A 14,669-nucleotide genomic window follows, 5' to 3' on the forward strand; every position below is an offset into this window, starting at 1 on the left:
TGCGTCTCCCTAGGAGGTCAGGTCGGTCAGCACGGACTTGAGCACGCCGGTGAAGGCGTCGTTGGTGGCGGCGTCCCGTACGGCGACGCGCAGCCAGTCGGGTCCCAGGCCGGGGAAGGTGTCGCCGCGCCGGACCGCGTAGCCGCGGTCGCGCAGCGCCGCGCGTACGGCCAGGCCGCCTGACGGTCCGGGGACCCGCACGCACAGGAACGAGGCCCGCGCGTCGGGCACGACGTGCGCGCCCAGGGCGCGGATCTCCGTCGCCAGCCGGGCCCGCTCGATCGCCAGGTCCCGCGCCCACGCGTCGGCCTCGGCGAGGGCACGGGGGCTCGTACAGGCCTCCGCGGCGACCAGCGCCGGGGTGGACACCGACCACAGCGGCTGCGCCTCGGCCAGCCGGGCGATCAGCGACGGCTCGGCGAGGACGTAGCCGACGCGCAGTCCCGCCAGGCCCCAGGTCTTGGTGAGGCTGCGGATGACGACCAGCCCGGGGACTCCGGTACGGGACGCGAGGCTCTCGGTCTCGCCGGGGACGCAGTCCATGAACGCCTCGTCGACCACCAGCGTCCGGCCCGGCCGGGCGAGCGCCGCGATCGCCGCCGCCGGGTGCAGCACGGACGTCGGGTTCGTCGGGTTGCCGAGCATGACCAGGTCGGTGTCCTCGGGCACCAGGCCGGCTGCGGACGTCATCCCGTCTCTGGACACCGCGCCGCCCCCGAGCACCACGCCGTCTCCAGGCACCACGCGGCCCCCCGAGACCAGGCCGTCTCCAGGCACCGCGCCGTTCCCGGACACCGCGCCGAGCCGGAAGTCGCCGTCCAGGATCACCCGGTCCGGCTCGTGTCCCGCCGCCCGCAGCGCGGCCTCCGGCTCGGTGAACTGCGGGTGCACGACGACCGGGCGCCGGGGCGTGAGGACGCGGGCGAGCAGGACGAACGCCTCCGCCGCCCCCGCTGTCAGCAGGACCTCCTCCGGAGAGCGGCCGTGACGGCGGGCCACCGCCGCCCGTGCGCGGGCGGCGTCGGGATAGGCCGCCAGCCCGGCCAAGCTGTCGCGCAGCAGCGCGGCGAGCCAGGCGGGCGGCGTCCCCGGGCGGACGTTGACGGCGAGGTCCACCAGGCCGGGCCCCACCTCCGTGTCGCCGTGGTGGCGCAGGTCGACGTCAGCGCACACGGGCACGGCTCGGATCGTCCGGATGGAGATTCGCGTGACCGTGCCCGTGCGCGGGGTCGTCCGGGTGGTGGTGCGGAACCTGCGGCGCTCCGACGCGGTCCTCGAAGCCCGGCATCGCGATGCGGTACACGCAGGTGTCGCAGTTCATCCGGATGTCGCCGGCCAGGGCCTCCTCGTAGCGTTCGAGGACCAGGTCGGCGAGCCCGTCGCAGTCGCCGATCACGTCGGCGCACCGGACCTCGACGTCCTCGTACGTGCGGGCCTGCGCCGCAACGCGGTCCGGCAGCACGCCGGGGAACAGGAAGTACGGCAGCACGACGACGCGGCGCGCGCCGAGCCGGCGGCAGCGGTCGAGCCCCTCGGGGACGCCGGGCCGGGCCAGCGACACGAACGCCGGCTCGACCATGCCGAGGCCCCGTCCCTCCCACAGCAGCCGGGCGACCTTGTGGACCTCGGCGTTGGCGTCCGGGTCGGTCGAGCCCCGGCCGACGAGCAGCACGGCGGTGTCGGCGCGCTCCGCCGGGTCGAGGACGGCGGACAGGCGCTCGTCCAGGAGGTCCAGCAGCTTGGGATGCGGGCCGAGGGGACGGCCGTAGACGTACGACAGGCCGGGCCGGCGCGCCCGCTCACGGGCCAGCGCGCCGGGGATGTCGCCCTTGCCGTGCCCGGCGGCGACCAGGACCATCGGCACGGCGGCGAAGTGCCGGTGCCCCGCGTCGTACAGTTCGGCGACGGCGTCGGTCAGCGGCGGGGGCGACAGCTCGATGAACCCTCCGGACACGTCGACCGGCAGCCGGCCCCGCAACCGCTCGACGAACCGGCCGAACTCCTCGGCTCCGCTCTCGTCGCGCGTTCCGTGCCCGACCAGCAGCAGCGGCGTCATGCGTTCCCTTCTTCTTCCTCATCGACCGTGCCCTCGTAGTAGAGGAGGGCGTTGAGGGCGGCGGCGGCCACGGCGGAGCCGCCCTTCTCGGAGACGTTGCTGACGGCGGGCAGCCCGCTCTCGCGCAGCGCCTCCTTGGACTCGGCGGCGCCGACGAACCCGACCGGCAGCCCGATCACGAGCGCCGGGTCGACGTCGCGCGCGATGATCTCCTCCAGGGCGGTCGGCGCGCAGCCGACGACCCAGATCGCGCCCCGGCCGACCTCGGCGTACGACAGGCGGATCGCCGCGGCCGAGCGGGTGATCCCCGCGGCCCGCGCCATCCGCGCGGCGGCCGGGTCGCCGACCGAGCAGATCGTCTCCCGGCCGGTGATGCCGGCGGCCACCATGGCCACGTCGGTGACGACCGGCGCCCCCGCGCGCAGCGCCCGCAGGCCGCGCCGCAGGTGGGCCTCGTCGGTGACGAGGTCGACGGCGTACTCCAGGTCGGCGCTGGCATGGATGACGCGCTCGGCGACCGCCCGCCACAGCGGCGGCATCGGGCTGAGGTCGACGCGCGACCGCAGGATCTCGTACGACTGTTCCTCGATGGGATGGATGGTCCTGGTGTTCAACTGCCGCTCCCGTAGCGCTGTTCGAACCGGCCCGCTCTCCAGAGGACGGCCGCGACGAGCCAGGAGATGACGAACACGGCGACGATTCCGTAGCCGAGGTACTCGAACCGGTCGGCGAGGGCGGCGTAGGAGTCGAGGAACGCCGCGCCGGCGTACTTGGCGAGCAGGTCGGCGAGGTAGACGCTGCCGATGAAACCGGCGATCAGCACCGTCATCGCGGTGGTCGCCATGTTGTAGTAGAGCTTGCGCGCCGGGCTGCGGAACGCCCAGGAGTACGCCCGGGTCATCAGCAGGCTGTCGCAGGTGTCCAGCGCGCTCATCCCGGCGGCGAACAGCAGCGGAAGGGTCAGCGTCGCCAGCAGCGGGAGCGCGCCCTGGCCCGCGCTCTGCGCGGCCAGCCCGAGGAGGGTGACCTCCGAGGCGGTCTCCAGCCCTAGGCCGAACAGCAGGCCGACCGGGTACATGTGCCAGGACGACTTGATCAGCGCGCGGGCCCGGCCGCCGAGCATGCGGTTCATCAGGCCGCGGTTGAGGAGCTGGATCTCCAGCTCGCGCTCGTCGAGGTCGCCGCGGGTCATCCGCCGCCACAGCCCGGCGACGCCGCGCAGCACCACCGCGTTCAGGGCCGCCACCAGCAGCAGGAAGCCCATCGCGACGACCACCGAGATGGCTCCGCCGACCTCCCGGAACGAGTCGATCTGCGCGGTCGTCGCCGCGCCCGCCGCCAGGGCGATCACGGTGGAGAGCACGAGCACGACCGTCGAGTGGCCCATCGCGAAGAAGAAGCCCACGCCGACGGACCGGCGGCCGCGCTGCAGCATCAGCCGGGTCGTGTCGTCGATCGCGGCGATGTGGTCGGCGTCGAACGCGTGCCGCATGCCGAGGACGTACGCCGTGACGCCGGCGGCGGTGAACGAGCCGGCCGCGGCGAGGTTGCGGGAGTAGTAGAAGTACAGCGACCAGCCGGTGATGTGCAGCAGCGCGATGATGCCCAGGATCCCGGACAGGCGCGCGCGTTCGGCGCGCGTCCAGGTCCCGACCGTCAGCGGCACGGGGGGTGTCGTCAAGGGGCCTCCTTCGACGGCCCGCCGACCCGGCCGGTGCGCCGGGTCACGGGAGTTCCTCGATGGCGTCGACCGGGCAGATCTCGGCGCATTCGCCGCATCCGGTGCACCGTTCGGGCAGGACCCGCAGCGGGTCGCCGCCGTGCGCGGCCCACCCGGCGTGCGGGCGGATGGCGTGTTCGGGGCAGGTGAGCAGGCAGGCTCCGCAGCCCTGGCAGCGTCCGGTGACGCGCACGGTCAGGCCCATCGGTACCCGCGCGGGGTGACGAACCGGCCGGCGACCGCGCGGCTGCGGCTGGAGCCGACGATGACGACAGTGAACATGTCGATCCGCGCCGGGTCCAGCTCGGCGAGGGTCGTCAGCGTCACGGTCTGGTCGGGGCGGGTGGCGTTGCGGACGTACCCGACCGGGGTCTCCGGCGGGCGGTGCGCGGCGAGAATCGCGAGGGCCTTCGGCAGTTGCCAGTCACGGGCGCGGCTGCGCGGGTTGTAGAAGCAGACCGTGAAGTCGCCCTCGGCGGCGGCGGTGACGCGGCGTTCGATGACCTCCCAGGGGGTGTGCAGGTCGGACAGGGAGATGTAGGCGTGGTCGTGGCCGAGCGGGGCGCCGAGCAGGTTCGACGCGGCCACCGCGGCCGTGACGCCGGGGACGCCGTCGACGTCGATGTCCGCGTCGGCGAACTCCAGCGCCGGGCTGGCCATGGCGTACACCCCGGCGTCGCCGGAGCCGACGAGCGCGACCGCGCGGCCGGCCGACGCCTCGGCGACCGCGGTGCGGGCGCGTTCCTCCTCCTGGCCGAGGCCGGAGGCGATGACGCGCGTGCCGGGCCGGATGAGGTCGCGGACCTGGTCGAGGTACTGGTCGAGGCCGACGACGACGGACGCCCGCTGCAGCGCGGCGATCGCGCGCGGCGTGAGCAGGTCCCGCGCGCCGGGCCCGAGCCCGATGATGGCGAGCCGGCCGCGCGGGGCGAGCCGGGCGACGGCGGCCGTGGCGTTGGCGGACTTGCGCTTCTCGACGACGAGTTCGGCGTCCCGGCCGTGCGTCCGCGCGCCGTGCAGCGCGGCGGCCTCGGCGACGCTGGGCGTGCCGACCTCGGCGCGGACCACCTCGGAGGGGTTGGGCACGGCGACGGCGGCGAGCGCCTCGGCCGGGTAGGTGACGACCTCCCAGCCGCGTGCCGCGGCCGCCTGGAGAATGCCCTCCTCGTCGGCCTTGAGGTCCACGGTCGCCAGGCACCGTACGGACGCGGGGTCCAGCGCGGCGGCGGCCAGGGCCTGGTCGACGAGCGTCCCGACCTCCTCGGCGGACACGCCGCGCGCCGAGCCGACGCCGACGACGAGGGACTTCGGCCGGTAGACGAGCGCGCCGCCGAACCACCCGTCGTGGCACATGCAGTCCATGGCGGCGTGGTCGGTGACGAGAATGCGGTGCGCGGCGTCCTCGGCGGCGGAGGTGACGTTGGGCGGCAGCGGGGGCAGCGGCCAGTCCTCGGCGCCCTCGATCCGCACCGGCTCGCCGGACAGCACGGCCGCGCCGACGTGCGCGAGCACGGTGGGGTCGTGCACGGTGAAGCCGAGGTCGGCGCCGTAGGAGTCGAGCGGGGTGACGTTGCTCCGGTCGCTGGCGGTGGTCACCACCGGCGTGCAGCCGAGCACCCCGGTCAGCCGGTGGGCGAGCAGGTTGCCGCCGTGGTGGCCGCCGAGGACGGCGACGGCGAACGCCATCGACTCGTCCACGCAGACGACCGCGGGGTCGGTGGTCTTGTGGCCGAGCAGCGGCGCGAGCACCCGGACCGTCGCGCCGACGGCGAGGAGGCTCACGATCGCGTCGCAGGTCCGCCACGCCTCGCGGAGCGCGTCGCCGGCCTTGTCTGCGGTCAGGACGCGGACCTCGTCCGGCCAGGCCGCGCGCAGCGTCTCGGCCGCGGTCCGGCCGCTCGCGGTCGCCGCGACGACACCGATCCGCCCCATCGTCTCCGTCACCGCGACCTCCCCGTCAGCACGAACACCGGATTCTGCGCCTCCAGCCGGAACGACCCGCCGGGCAGGTCGGCGAACCGCGACGCCGCCAGCTGTACGCCCTCGACCGCATAGGCGGCGTCGGCCAGCAGCCGCCGCGCGGCCGCCGCCCGGTCGACCGCCGCGAACGTCGCCACGACCGTCTCGGGACGGCGCGCGAGCGCACCGCCGAGCGCGTCGAGGCCGCCGCCGCCGACGAACACCGCGTCGGGGTCGGGCAGCCCGTCGTACGCCTCGGGCGCGGCGCCCGCGACGACCCGTACGCCGGAGGAGCGGGCGTTGCGGCGGATCAGCTCGCAGGCCGCCGGGTCCCGCTCGATCGCGATGACGGCCGCGTGGTGCTCGGCGCACTCGATGCCGACCGAGCCGCTGCCCGCGCCGACGTCCCAGATGAGCCTGCCGAGCGTGGGCCGCAGGCGGGACAGCACGACGGCCCGCACCTCCCACTTGGTGATCATCCCGGCGCGGTGCGCGTAGGAGTCGTCCGCGTGCGCCCAGCCGTCGGGCGGCGCGGCGGGCTGGTCGTGCACGCGGGCGGCGGCCGCGAGCCGGTCCTCGTCGAGGACGACCACGACGTTCGGGTCGGCCCAGTCGCCGGCCGCGGCCTCGGCCGGCGTACGGCGGACGACGCGCTCGCCGGGACCGCCGAGACGCTCGGCCACCCAGAGGGTCCGGTCCCAGCCGGCGAGCTCGGCCCCGAGCTCGCCGGGGCCACAGGCCGGGGAGGTCAGGACGGCGACCTTGGGCAGTGCCCGGCACGCGTTGAGGGCGGTGCGCGGGTCGCGGCCGTGCGCGCTCACCACCACCGCGTCGTCCCAGGGCAGGCCGATCCGCGCGAACGCGGTGGCCACCGAGGACACGGCGGGCAGCACCTCCGGGGCGTGACCGCGCCCGCGCAGCGCCCGCAGGATGCCGAAGAACGCCGGGTCGCCGCTGGCCAGCACGACGACGTCGCCCTCCGCCGCATCGATGTCCGCCAGCGCCGCCGGCACGTCGCCGAGCACGATGCGGCGGGCCCGCTCCGGCGGGCGTACGGACTCCAGGTGCCGCCGGCCGCCGACCACCAGAGAGGCGGCCTGGAGCCGGTCCATCGCCTCCTGCGACAGCGGAGAGCCGTCGCAGCCCACCACGGTGATCATCGGGCGAGCCGCCCGTACATCGCGATCATCCGCTTGCCGGTGAAGTCGACCAGCACGACCTGCGCCGCGATCCCGCTCGCGCCGGGCACCTGGGCCGCCTGGTCCTCGGCGAAGTGTTCCAGCACCCCGGCGACGCGGCGGCACAGCTCGCGGCCGGCGCGGCCGAGCAGCCCCGCCTCCTCCCACAGCTCGTACGCGTGGCGGGCGGTGTTGGCCTCCGCGACGCGCGCGGCCAGGTCCGCCGAGCCGCCCATGTCCCTGGTGATCTCCCCGAGCAGCGCGGTGTCGACCTTGGACCGGGTGTAGTGCGTCATCAGCACGCCGGACGCGAGCTTGGTCAGCTTGCCGGCCATTCCGACGAACACCACCTGCGTGACGCCGTGCTCCACGGCCCTGCGCAGGGCGGCGCCGGTGAAGTCGCCGACCTCGACGAAGCACACGTCGGGCAGTTTGGGCAGCAGCTTCATCGCGCCCTGCTCGGTACGGCCGCCGGTGCACAGGACCAGCGTTCTCTCCCCCTGCGCGGCCAGCACCGAGACCGCCTGCTCGACGCTCGCCCGCCACGACGCCGTCGAGAACGGCCGGACCACGCCCGTCGTGCCCAGGATCGAGATGCCGCCGAGGATGCCGAGCCGCCTGTTCGTGGTCTTGCGCGCCATCTTCTCCCCCTCGGGCACCGAGATGACGACGCGTACGCCCCGGGCGTCCACGTCCACCGACTCGCCCACCGCCTGCTCGATCATCCGCCGGGGCACCGGGTTGATCGCCGGGCCGCCGACCTCCAGGCCGAGGCCCGGCTTGGTGACGACCCCGACCCCGACGCCGCCGTCCAGCTCGATGCCCGGCTCGTTCCGCCAGGAGACGGTGGCGGTCAGGTGGGCGCCATGCGTGACGTCCGGGTCGTCCCCGGCGTCCTTGACCACGACCGCCTCGGCGCGCCCCTCCCCGAGCGCGCAGGAGTCCACCGCGAACGTCACCCGCCGGCCCGACGGCAGCGCCACCTCGACGACCTCCGGCGCGGTGCCCGTGGCCAGCGCCTCCGCTGCGGCCTTGGCCGCCGCCGAGGCGCAGGTGCCGGTCGTCCAGCCGGTGCGCAGCGCCTTGCCGCGGACCTTCATGGTCCGCGGCATGTCGGGCTCGTACGGTGTGGTCATCGTCCGCTTCAGCCGCCCCGCAGCGCCCGGCGCGCCGTACGGTCCGCCCGCCGGTGGCCGTGGAAGTGGCCCGGGTGGTACAGGTGCGACCGCGTGCCGCCGGCCGCCAGCGCCGCGCCGACCAGCACGAGGGTGTGCTTCCACAGCTTGTGCGCCTTGACCGTCTCCTCCAGGGCGTCCAGGCGGCACCGCACGATCAGCTCGTCCGGCCAGGTGCACTGGTAGGCGACCACGCACGGCGTGTCCGGCGGGTAGCCGCCCTCGAGGAGCTCATCCTGGAGCTGTTTCGAGCGCGCCGCCGACAGGAACAGCGCCATCGTCGTGCCGTGCCGGGCGAACTCCCGCACCTCCTCCCCCGGCGGCATCGGCGTCTTCCCCCCGCCGAGGCGGGTGAGGATCACCGACTGGGCGACCTCCGGGATGGTCAGCTCCCGCTCGACGGCGGCGGCGACGGCCGAGAAGCTCGACACGCCCGGCACCACCTCGGTGTCCAGGCCGAGGGCGCGGCAGCGGTCGAGCTGCTCCTGCAGCGCGCCCCACAGGGCCGGGTCGCCGGAGTGGATCCGCGCCACGGTCAGCCCCTCGGCGGCGGCGCGCTCGTAGTACGGCAGCACGCCCTCCATGGGCAGCCGCGCCGAGTCGACGATCTCCGCGTCCGGGCGGGCGTGCTGGAGCACGTCCTCGTGGACCAGGCTGGCGGCCCAGATCACCACGTCCGCCTCGGCGATCGCCTTCGCGGCCCGGAACGTCAGCAGGTCCGCCGCGCCCGGCCCCGCCCCCACGAACACCACGCGTCCACTCATGAGGTCTTCCCCCCGTTCAGCTTGCCGCCGGTGACGGTCCGGCGGCCGGGCACGATCAGCGTCGACAGGTACGGGACCGGCCCCTCGAGTCCCTTCGCCGCGCGCACGTCCTCGTCGGGCAGGCCGAGCCGCGCGCCGTACACCGCGTCGTCGAGCCGGCCGGCGTCCCGTACGGCCGCCAGGGTCTCGTCCGCGACCCGGCCGAACTTGTACGCGACGACGGTGCCGCAGGTCTCCAGGGCCGTGCGCAGACGTCCCGTGCCGCCCGTCAGCGGCAGGAGGCACAGCGACTCGTCGCCCTCGGTCAGGACCGTCCCCGACCGCGCGGCGAGGTCCTGCATGGCGGTGACGCCCGGCACGGTCTCGACCTCCACGCCCGGCTCCCGGTCGCGTACGGTCCGGGCCAGGTAGGTGAAGGTGGAGTAGACGTTCGGATCGCCGATCGTCGCGAACGCCACCGTCCGCGCGCCGCCGGCGAACGCCTCGACGACCCGGCGCGCGGCGGCGTCCCACGCGCCCACACGCCGCTCGCTGCGCCCGCCGCGGTCGTTGAGCGCGAAGACGACGCGCTCGGCCCTGTCGGTGTACGCGCGTACGACGGACTCGGCGCGGCCGGGCTCGTCGAGCGCCATCACCGGGACGAGCACGACGTCGGCCTCGCGCAGGATCCGGACCGCGCGGACGGTGACGAGCTCGGGGTCGCCCGGCCCGACACCGACGCCGATCAGCCGCTTGTCAGTGTTCACGTGAGCTCGCTCTCCAGCAGGCTGAACAGCACGGCGTCGACCCGACCGGCCGGGGTGAGGGTGGCCTCGCGGAGCACGCACTCCCGGGTGAAGCCGGCCTTCGCCGCGACGGCCTGGGAGGCGCGGTTGCCTACGGCGGCCAGCAGCTCGACCCGGTGGAGTCCCTTCTGGAAGGCGTACGCGGCGGCGGCGCGCGTCGCCTCGACGGCGTACCCCTTGCGCCGCGCCCACGGCGCGATCCAGTAGCCGACCTCGACGCGGCCGTCCGTCCAGTCCGTACGGCTCAGGCCGACGGTGCCGGCGAACCGGTCGCCGCCGACGATGGCGAAGTTGATCCCGTGGATCGGATCGACGTGGGAGTCGGTCAGGCACCAGGCCAGCGCCGTCTCGGCGGTCTGGGCGGGCGCCCACGCCATCCAGCGCAGGATCTCCGGGTCGTGGCTCGCCGCGAGGACGTCGGCGGCGTCGCCCTCCTCGAACGGGCGGAGCAGCAGCCGCTGGCTCTCCAGCAGCACACCCTGGTCGAAGGTCATCGGCACACTCCCACGAAACGGCTCGCCATCTCCGGACTACCAGCCCAATGGAGATGAAGGTAGGAGGCAAGTCGCAGGCGCCCGGCGAATCCCTCCGGATCGGCGCCCGGCCACCGCCAGGCGGGCTCGGCGCCCGGCCCGGGGCGCACCGCCGTACGGTGGAACTCGTGGCCGCGGAAGCGTTCGCCCGCCCGCGCCACCGGCGAGTCGCGCAACGCCACCGCCTCCCGGTAGCCGAGCGTGAGCCGGCCGGTCATGCGCGCCTCCGCGTCGAGGACCCCGCACATCGGCGCCCCTTCGAGGGTGCGGGCGAGGTAGAGCAGGCCGGCGCACTCGGCGTAGATCGGGCCGTCGAACGCGGCGACCTGCCGGCGCAACGGCTCATTGGCCGCCAGCTCCGCCGCGTACATCTCGGGGAAGCCGCCGCCGATCACGACGCCGCGCGTGCCCTCCGGGAGCGCCTCGTCGCGCAGCGGGTCGAACGGTACGACCTGCGCCCCGGCCGCGCTCAGCAGTTCGTCGTTCTCGGCGTACCCGAACGTGAACGCCGGTCCGCCCGCCACCGCCACCACCGGACGCGCGGGGCCCTCGGTCCGTTCCAGGGGCCGGTCGGCGCCCTCCGGTTCCCCGAGCCGCGCGGCGCCCTCCGCGCGGTCCGCCGGCGCGGCCGGGTCCCGGAGGCGGGCGTCGATCTGCGCGGCCGGGTCCCAGGGGCGGGCGTCGATCGGCGGGGCGCCGTGGGCAAGCGCGAGCAGGCCGCGAAGGTCGCAGGACTCCTCGACGAGCGCGCCCAGGCGCTCGACGGTGCGTACGGCCTCGGCACGGCGCTCGGCGGCCGGGATGAGACCGAGGTGACGCGACGGGGTGGCGACGTCCGCGTCACGCCGCAGCACCCCGAACACCGGCAGCCCGGTCTCCTCGATCGCCGCGCGGCAGATCCGCTCGTGCCGCTCCGAGCCGACCCGGTTGAGGATCACGCCGCCGATCCGCACCGTGGAGTCGTAGGTGATGAACCCGTGGACGAGCGCGGCGATCGAGCGGCCCGCCGACGAGGCGTCCACGACGAGGACGACGGGCGCCTCCAGCAGCCGGGCCACGTGCGCCGTCGAGGCGAACCCGCCCCCGGCGGCCTCGGCTCCGTCGAACAGCCCCATCACGCCCTCGACGACGGCGACGTCCGCGCCGCGCGCGCCGTGCAGGAACAGCGGCGCGACGAGGTCCTCGGAGGTCAGCCAGGGGTCGAGGTTGCGGCCCGGCCGCCCGGCCGCGAGCGTGTGGTAGCCCGGGTCGATGTAGTCCGGCCCGACCTTGTGCGGCGAGACGGCCAGCCCGCCGGCGGTCAGCGCGGCCATCAGCCCGGTCGCCACCGTCGTCTTCCCGCTCCCGGAGGCGGGGGCGGCGACGACGAGTCTCGGCATCCTCACCGGGCCGGCCCTGTCGTCGGGAATGGGCTCACCACTCGATGCCCTTCTGGCCCTTCTGGCCCGCGTCCATGGGGTGCTTTACCTTGCCCATCTCGGTGACGAGGTCGGCGACCTCCACCAGCCGCGGGTCGGCGTCGCGGCCGGTGATGACGACGTGCTGGTACCCCGGCCGGTCCCGCAACGTCGCGATCACGTCCTCGACGTCCACCCAGCCCCACTTCATCGGATAGGTGAACTCGTCCAGCACGTACAGCGTGTAGGTCTCGGCGGCGAGGTCGCGTTTGATCTGCTCCCAGCCCTCGCGGGCGTCCGCGGCGTGGTCCTCCTCCGTGCCGGGCCGCTGGATCCACGACCAGCCCTCACCCATCTTGTGCCAGTCGACCGGGCCGCCCTCGCCGGACTCGCCGAGCACCCGCAGCGCCCGTTCCTCGCCGATGCGCCACTTCGCGGACTTGACGAACTGGAACACGCCGATCGGCCAGCCCTGGTTCCAGCCGCGCAGGGCCAGTCCGAAGGCCGCGGTCGACTTGCCCTTGCCCGGCCCCGTGTGGACGACGACGAGGGGCCGGTTGCGGCGCTGCCGAGTGGTGAGCCCGTCGTCGGGCACCTGCGACGGTTTTCCCTGCGGCATGTCAGTCCTTCCCGGAACAGTGGCGGAGCGAGGTCACGGCGACGGTGGCGCGGCGGGTCACGGCGACGCCGGGGAGACCGGTCACGGCGACGGTGGCGAAGCCGGTCACGGCGACGGCGGGGAGGCGGGTCACGCCGCGGCCCGGTGGTCGTGGACGACGCCGGTGAGGGCGTCGGCGGCCAGCTCCTCCAGGCGCACGGCCTCGGCGCCGAGCCGGGCGGCGATCCCGCCCGCGAGCCCGAGGCGCACCGGGCCGCGCTCGCAGTCGACCACGACGGAGGTGACACCGCGCAGCAGGTCGGCGGCGCGCAGCGCGTCGGCCGGCGAGCCGTGCGTGGCCCGCCCGTCGGTCACCAGGACGAGCAGGGGGCGGCGCGCGGGGTCGCGCAGGCGTTCGGCGCGCAGCAGGTCGGCCGCGCGAAGCAGGCCGGCGGCCAGCGGAGTACGGCCGCCGGTGGGCAGCGTCTCGAGGCGGCGCGCCCCGGCCTCGACGGAGGAGGTCGGCGGCAGCGCCAGCTCGGCGGACGTGCCGCGGAAGGTGATCAGACCGACCTTGTCGCGACGCTGGTAGGCGTCGAGGAGGAGGCTGAGCACGGCGCCCTTGACGGCGCGCATCCGCTGCCGGGCGGCCATCGAGCCGCTGGCGTCCACGACGAACAGCACCAGGTTGCCCTCCCGGCCCTCCCGGACCCGCTCGCGCAGGTCGTCGGAGCGGACGACGAGCCCGGGACCGGAGCGGCCGCGGGCGCGCTGGTGCGGGGCCGCCGCGAGGAGGGTCGCGGTCAGGTGGACCGAACGCGTGCCCGGCCGCGCGCCGGTCGTCCGGCCGTACGGCGTCCGGGCCCGCGAGCGGCGGCCGGGCGCGCCTTCGCCGAGGCCGGGGACGGTGAAGACCCGCGTCCGGTACACCGCGTCGGCGGGCGCCGGCTCCGGGGAGTCCCCCCGGGCGCGCTTCCCGGAGCCCTCGCCGGACTCCTCGCCGGACAGGGCCTGCTCGATGTCGACCGGCGCCCCGTCTCCCGGCCCGGCCGGGTCGCCGGGTCCGTCCGGTCCGCCGCCGGGTCCGTCCGGTCCGGGGTCGTCGGGGTCGGGGTCTTCGGGGTCCGTTCCCGAGTCCGGCTTCGCGTCCGTCTCCGGGGCCGACTTCGGGTCCGGCCCGGTGCTCTGCTCGGGGACGAGGTCGGGCGCCGTGTCCTCGCCGAACCCGGGATCCTGCGGCTCCGCGGAGTCGTAGCCGCCGGTGTTCTCCAGGACCTCGTCGAGTTTGTCCTCGTCGAGGCCGGGCGCGTCGAAGGGGTCGCGGCGGCGCCGGTGCGGGAGGGCGAGACGGGCGGCGACGCGCACGTCGTCCGCGGTGACGACCGTACGGTCGTGCCAGGCGGCGAGGGCCATCGCGGCGCGCGCCATCACGATGTCGGCCCGCAGCCCGTCCACCTCGAACGCCGCGCACACCGCCGTGATCTGCCGCAGCGCGCCGTCGGGCAGGACGACGTCGGGCAGCCGGGCGCGGGCCTGTTCGATCCGCCAGGCCAGCTCGGTCTCGGCGCGCGCCCAGTCGGCCGCGAACCCCGCCGGGTCGGCCTCGTACGCCAGGCGGCGACGCACGACCTCGGCCCGCTCCTCCGGGTCGCGGGTGGCGGCCACCTCCACCGTCAGCCCGAACCGGTCGAGCAGCTGCGGCCGCAGCTCGCCCTCTTCGGGGTTCATCGTGCCGACGAGCAGGAACCGCGAGGCGTGCCGGACGGAGACGCCCTCACGCTCGACGTAGGAGTGGCCCATCGCGGCCGCGTCGAGGAGCAGGTCGACGAGGTGGTCGTGCAGCAGGTTGACCTCGTCGACGTACAGCACGCCGCGGTGCGCGGCGGCCAGCAGGCCGGGCTGGTAGGCCTGGACGCCCTCGGTGAGGGCGCGTTCGAGGTCGAGCGAGCCGGTCAGGCGGTCCTCGGCGGCGCCGATCGGCAGCTCCACGAGCCGGGCGGGCCGCACCTGCCCGCCCGCCCCGTCGCCGTGCGGCCCGTCGGGGCACCGCGGGTCGGGCGCGTCGGGGTCACAGGAGAACCGGCAGTCCGTCACCACCGCGACCTCCGGCAGCAGCGCGGCGAGCGCCCGCACGATGGTGGACTTCGCGGTGCCCTTCTCGCCCCGGACCAGCACTCCGCCGACGGCCGGGGAGACCGCGTTGATCAGGAGGGCGAGCTTGAGGTCCGCCATCCCGGTGACGGCGGAGAACGGATAGGTGTTCACCCGGTGGTCGTCCTTTCCTCGGGTTAACGCGCCCGTAGGTGGCCTGGCAATCGGCGGCCGGAGTCTCCTGGCTCCCGGATCACCGCCCGTCCTCGGCCTTCCGGCTCACGCCGTGGCCAACACCCGAGGAAGGACTTCCCGGTCACAGTTGCGCGACAGCCCCGGATTCGCACCGGGTTCCTCCGCGTACCGCCGGAGGACAGCATGACATATCCGGCCTGACGCGCGACACCGCAGGT

General features: G+C 75.3%; 15 protein-coding genes and 1 riboswitch. All 15 genes read right to left on the reverse strand.

The genetic code is table 11. From position 1 onward, the window contains the following. Positions 1 to 9: 9 nt before the first annotated feature. The 15 genes from AB0L00_RS37085 to AB0L00_RS37155 are packed head-to-tail and all read right to left on the reverse strand — an operon-like array spanning position 10 to position 14,430. Positions 10 to 1,179 (reverse strand): aminotransferase class I/II-fold pyridoxal phosphate-dependent enzyme, encoded by a 1,170-nt coding sequence (locus tag AB0L00_RS37085; protein WP_364442084.1) that lies wholly within the window; start codon positions 1,177 to 1,179, stop codon positions 10 to 12. Further along, a complete protein-coding gene (locus AB0L00_RS37090) occupies positions 1,163 to 2,056 on the reverse strand; it encodes a sirohydrochlorin chelatase (RefSeq protein ID WP_364442086.1) in 894 nt (297 codons plus the stop codon). The genes AB0L00_RS37085 and AB0L00_RS37090 overlap by 17 nt, the downstream gene beginning before the upstream one ends. Continuing rightward, positions 2,053 to 2,670: a precorrin-8X methylmutase gene (locus AB0L00_RS37095; protein WP_364442088.1), complete on the reverse strand. Its 618-nt coding sequence runs from the start codon at positions 2,668 to 2,670 to the stop codon at positions 2,053 to 2,055. The genes AB0L00_RS37090 and AB0L00_RS37095 overlap by 4 nt, the downstream gene beginning before the upstream one ends. Next, positions 2,667 to 3,737: a HoxN/HupN/NixA family nickel/cobalt transporter gene (locus AB0L00_RS37100; protein ID WP_364442089.1), complete on the reverse strand. Its 1,071-nt coding sequence runs from the start codon at positions 3,735 to 3,737 to the stop codon at positions 2,667 to 2,669. The genes AB0L00_RS37095 and AB0L00_RS37100 overlap by 4 nt, the downstream gene beginning before the upstream one ends. Before the next feature lie 43 nt (positions 3,738 to 3,780). Further along, positions 3,781 to 3,981: a 4Fe-4S binding protein gene (locus tag AB0L00_RS37105; RefSeq protein WP_364442091.1), complete on the reverse strand. Its 201-nt coding sequence runs from the start codon at positions 3,979 to 3,981 to the stop codon at positions 3,781 to 3,783. Beyond that, positions 3,972 to 5,720 carry a precorrin-3B C(17)-methyltransferase gene (gene cobJ, locus AB0L00_RS37110; RefSeq protein WP_364442092.1) on the reverse strand — a complete coding sequence of 583 codons (1,749 nt, stop codon included), beginning with the start codon at positions 5,718 to 5,720 and terminating at the stop codon, positions 3,972 to 3,974. The genes AB0L00_RS37105 and cobJ overlap by 10 nt, the downstream gene beginning before the upstream one ends. Further along, complete coding sequence (gene cbiE / locus AB0L00_RS37115) at positions 5,717 to 6,895, reverse strand: precorrin-6y C5,15-methyltransferase (decarboxylating) subunit CbiE (RefSeq protein WP_364442093.1); 1,179 nt, start codon at positions 6,893 to 6,895, stop codon at positions 5,717 to 5,719. Before cbiE ends, cobJ begins: the two co-directional genes overlap by 4 nt. Then, the gene (locus tag AB0L00_RS37120; RefSeq protein WP_364442094.1) at positions 6,892 to 8,049 is read right to left on the reverse strand and encodes a cobalt-precorrin-5B (C(1))-methyltransferase; all 1,158 of its coding nucleotides are present in this window, start codon (positions 8,047 to 8,049) and stop codon (positions 6,892 to 6,894) included. The genes cbiE and AB0L00_RS37120 overlap by 4 nt, the downstream gene beginning before the upstream one ends. Before the next feature lie 8 nt (positions 8,050 to 8,057). Continuing rightward, positions 8,058 to 8,852 (reverse strand): precorrin-4 C(11)-methyltransferase, encoded by a 795-nt coding sequence (cobM, locus tag AB0L00_RS37125; RefSeq protein WP_345362830.1) that lies wholly within the window; start codon positions 8,850 to 8,852, stop codon positions 8,058 to 8,060. Beyond that, a complete protein-coding gene (cobI, locus tag AB0L00_RS37130; protein WP_364442095.1) occupies positions 8,849 to 9,598 on the reverse strand; it encodes a precorrin-2 C(20)-methyltransferase in 750 nt (249 codons plus the stop codon). The genes cobM and cobI overlap by 4 nt, the downstream gene beginning before the upstream one ends. Then, positions 9,595 to 10,131 (reverse strand): GNAT family protein, encoded by a 537-nt coding sequence (locus AB0L00_RS37135; protein ID WP_364442096.1) that lies wholly within the window; start codon positions 10,129 to 10,131, stop codon positions 9,595 to 9,597. Before AB0L00_RS37135 ends, cobI begins: the two co-directional genes overlap by 4 nt. Beyond that, on the reverse strand, positions 10,128 to 11,549 hold the full coding sequence (locus tag AB0L00_RS37140) for a cobyrinate a,c-diamide synthase (protein ID WP_364442141.1): 1,422 nt from the start codon (positions 11,547 to 11,549) through the stop codon (positions 10,128 to 10,130). The genes AB0L00_RS37135 and AB0L00_RS37140 overlap by 4 nt, the downstream gene beginning before the upstream one ends. A 34-nt stretch (positions 11,550 to 11,583) precedes the next feature. Then, a complete protein-coding gene (gene cobO / locus AB0L00_RS37145) occupies positions 11,584 to 12,186 on the reverse strand; it encodes a cob(I)yrinic acid a,c-diamide adenosyltransferase (protein ID WP_345362824.1) in 603 nt (200 codons plus the stop codon). A gap of 1 nt (position 12,187) precedes the next feature. Continuing rightward, entirely contained in the window at positions 12,188 to 12,319 is a 132-nt protein-coding gene (locus AB0L00_RS37150; RefSeq protein WP_364442097.1) for a hypothetical protein, read from the reverse strand. Then, entirely contained in the window at positions 12,316 to 14,430 is a 2,115-nt protein-coding gene (locus AB0L00_RS37155) for a putative cobaltochelatase (RefSeq protein ID WP_364442099.1), read from the reverse strand. Before AB0L00_RS37155 ends, AB0L00_RS37150 begins: the two co-directional genes overlap by 4 nt. A gap of 60 nt (positions 14,431 to 14,490) precedes the next feature. Then, positions 14,491 to 14,613, reverse strand: a riboswitch (cobalamin riboswitch). Positions 14,614 to 14,669 lie beyond the last annotated feature (56 nt).

This window comes from Actinoallomurus sp. NPDC052308, from assembly GCF_040679195.1.
GTDB lineage: Bacteria > Actinomycetota > Actinomycetes > Streptosporangiales > Streptosporangiaceae > Actinoallomurus > Actinoallomurus liliacearum.

Coding starts and splice junctions, on each gene's coding strand:
- cobO (WP_345362824.1), bottom strand. CDS start 12,186: ATGCCGCAGGGAAAACCGTCGCAGGTGCCCGACGACGGGCTCACCACT.
- AB0L00_RS37090 (WP_364442086.1), bottom strand. CDS start 2,056: ATGACGCCGCTGCTGCTGGTCGGGCACGGAACGCGCGACGAGAGCGGA.
- AB0L00_RS37135 (WP_364442096.1), bottom strand. CDS start 10,131: ATGACCTTCGACCAGGGTGTGCTGCTGGAGAGCCAGCGGCTGCTGCTC.
- AB0L00_RS37120 (WP_364442094.1), bottom strand. CDS start 8,049: ATGACCACACCGTACGAGCCCGACATGCCGCGGACCATGAAGGTCCGC.
- cbiE (WP_364442093.1), bottom strand. CDS start 6,895: ATGATCACCGTGGTGGGCTGCGACGGCTCTCCGCTGTCGCAGGAGGCG.
- AB0L00_RS37140 (WP_364442141.1), bottom strand. CDS start 11,549: ATGCCGAGACTCGTCGTCGCCGCCCCCGCCTCCGGGAGCGGGAAGACG.
- cobM (WP_345362830.1), bottom strand. CDS start 8,852: ATGAGTGGACGCGTGGTGTTCGTGGGGGCGGGGCCGGGCGCGGCGGAC.
- AB0L00_RS37105 (WP_364442091.1), bottom strand. CDS start 3,981: ATGGGCCTGACCGTGCGCGTCACCGGACGCTGCCAGGGCTGCGGAGCC.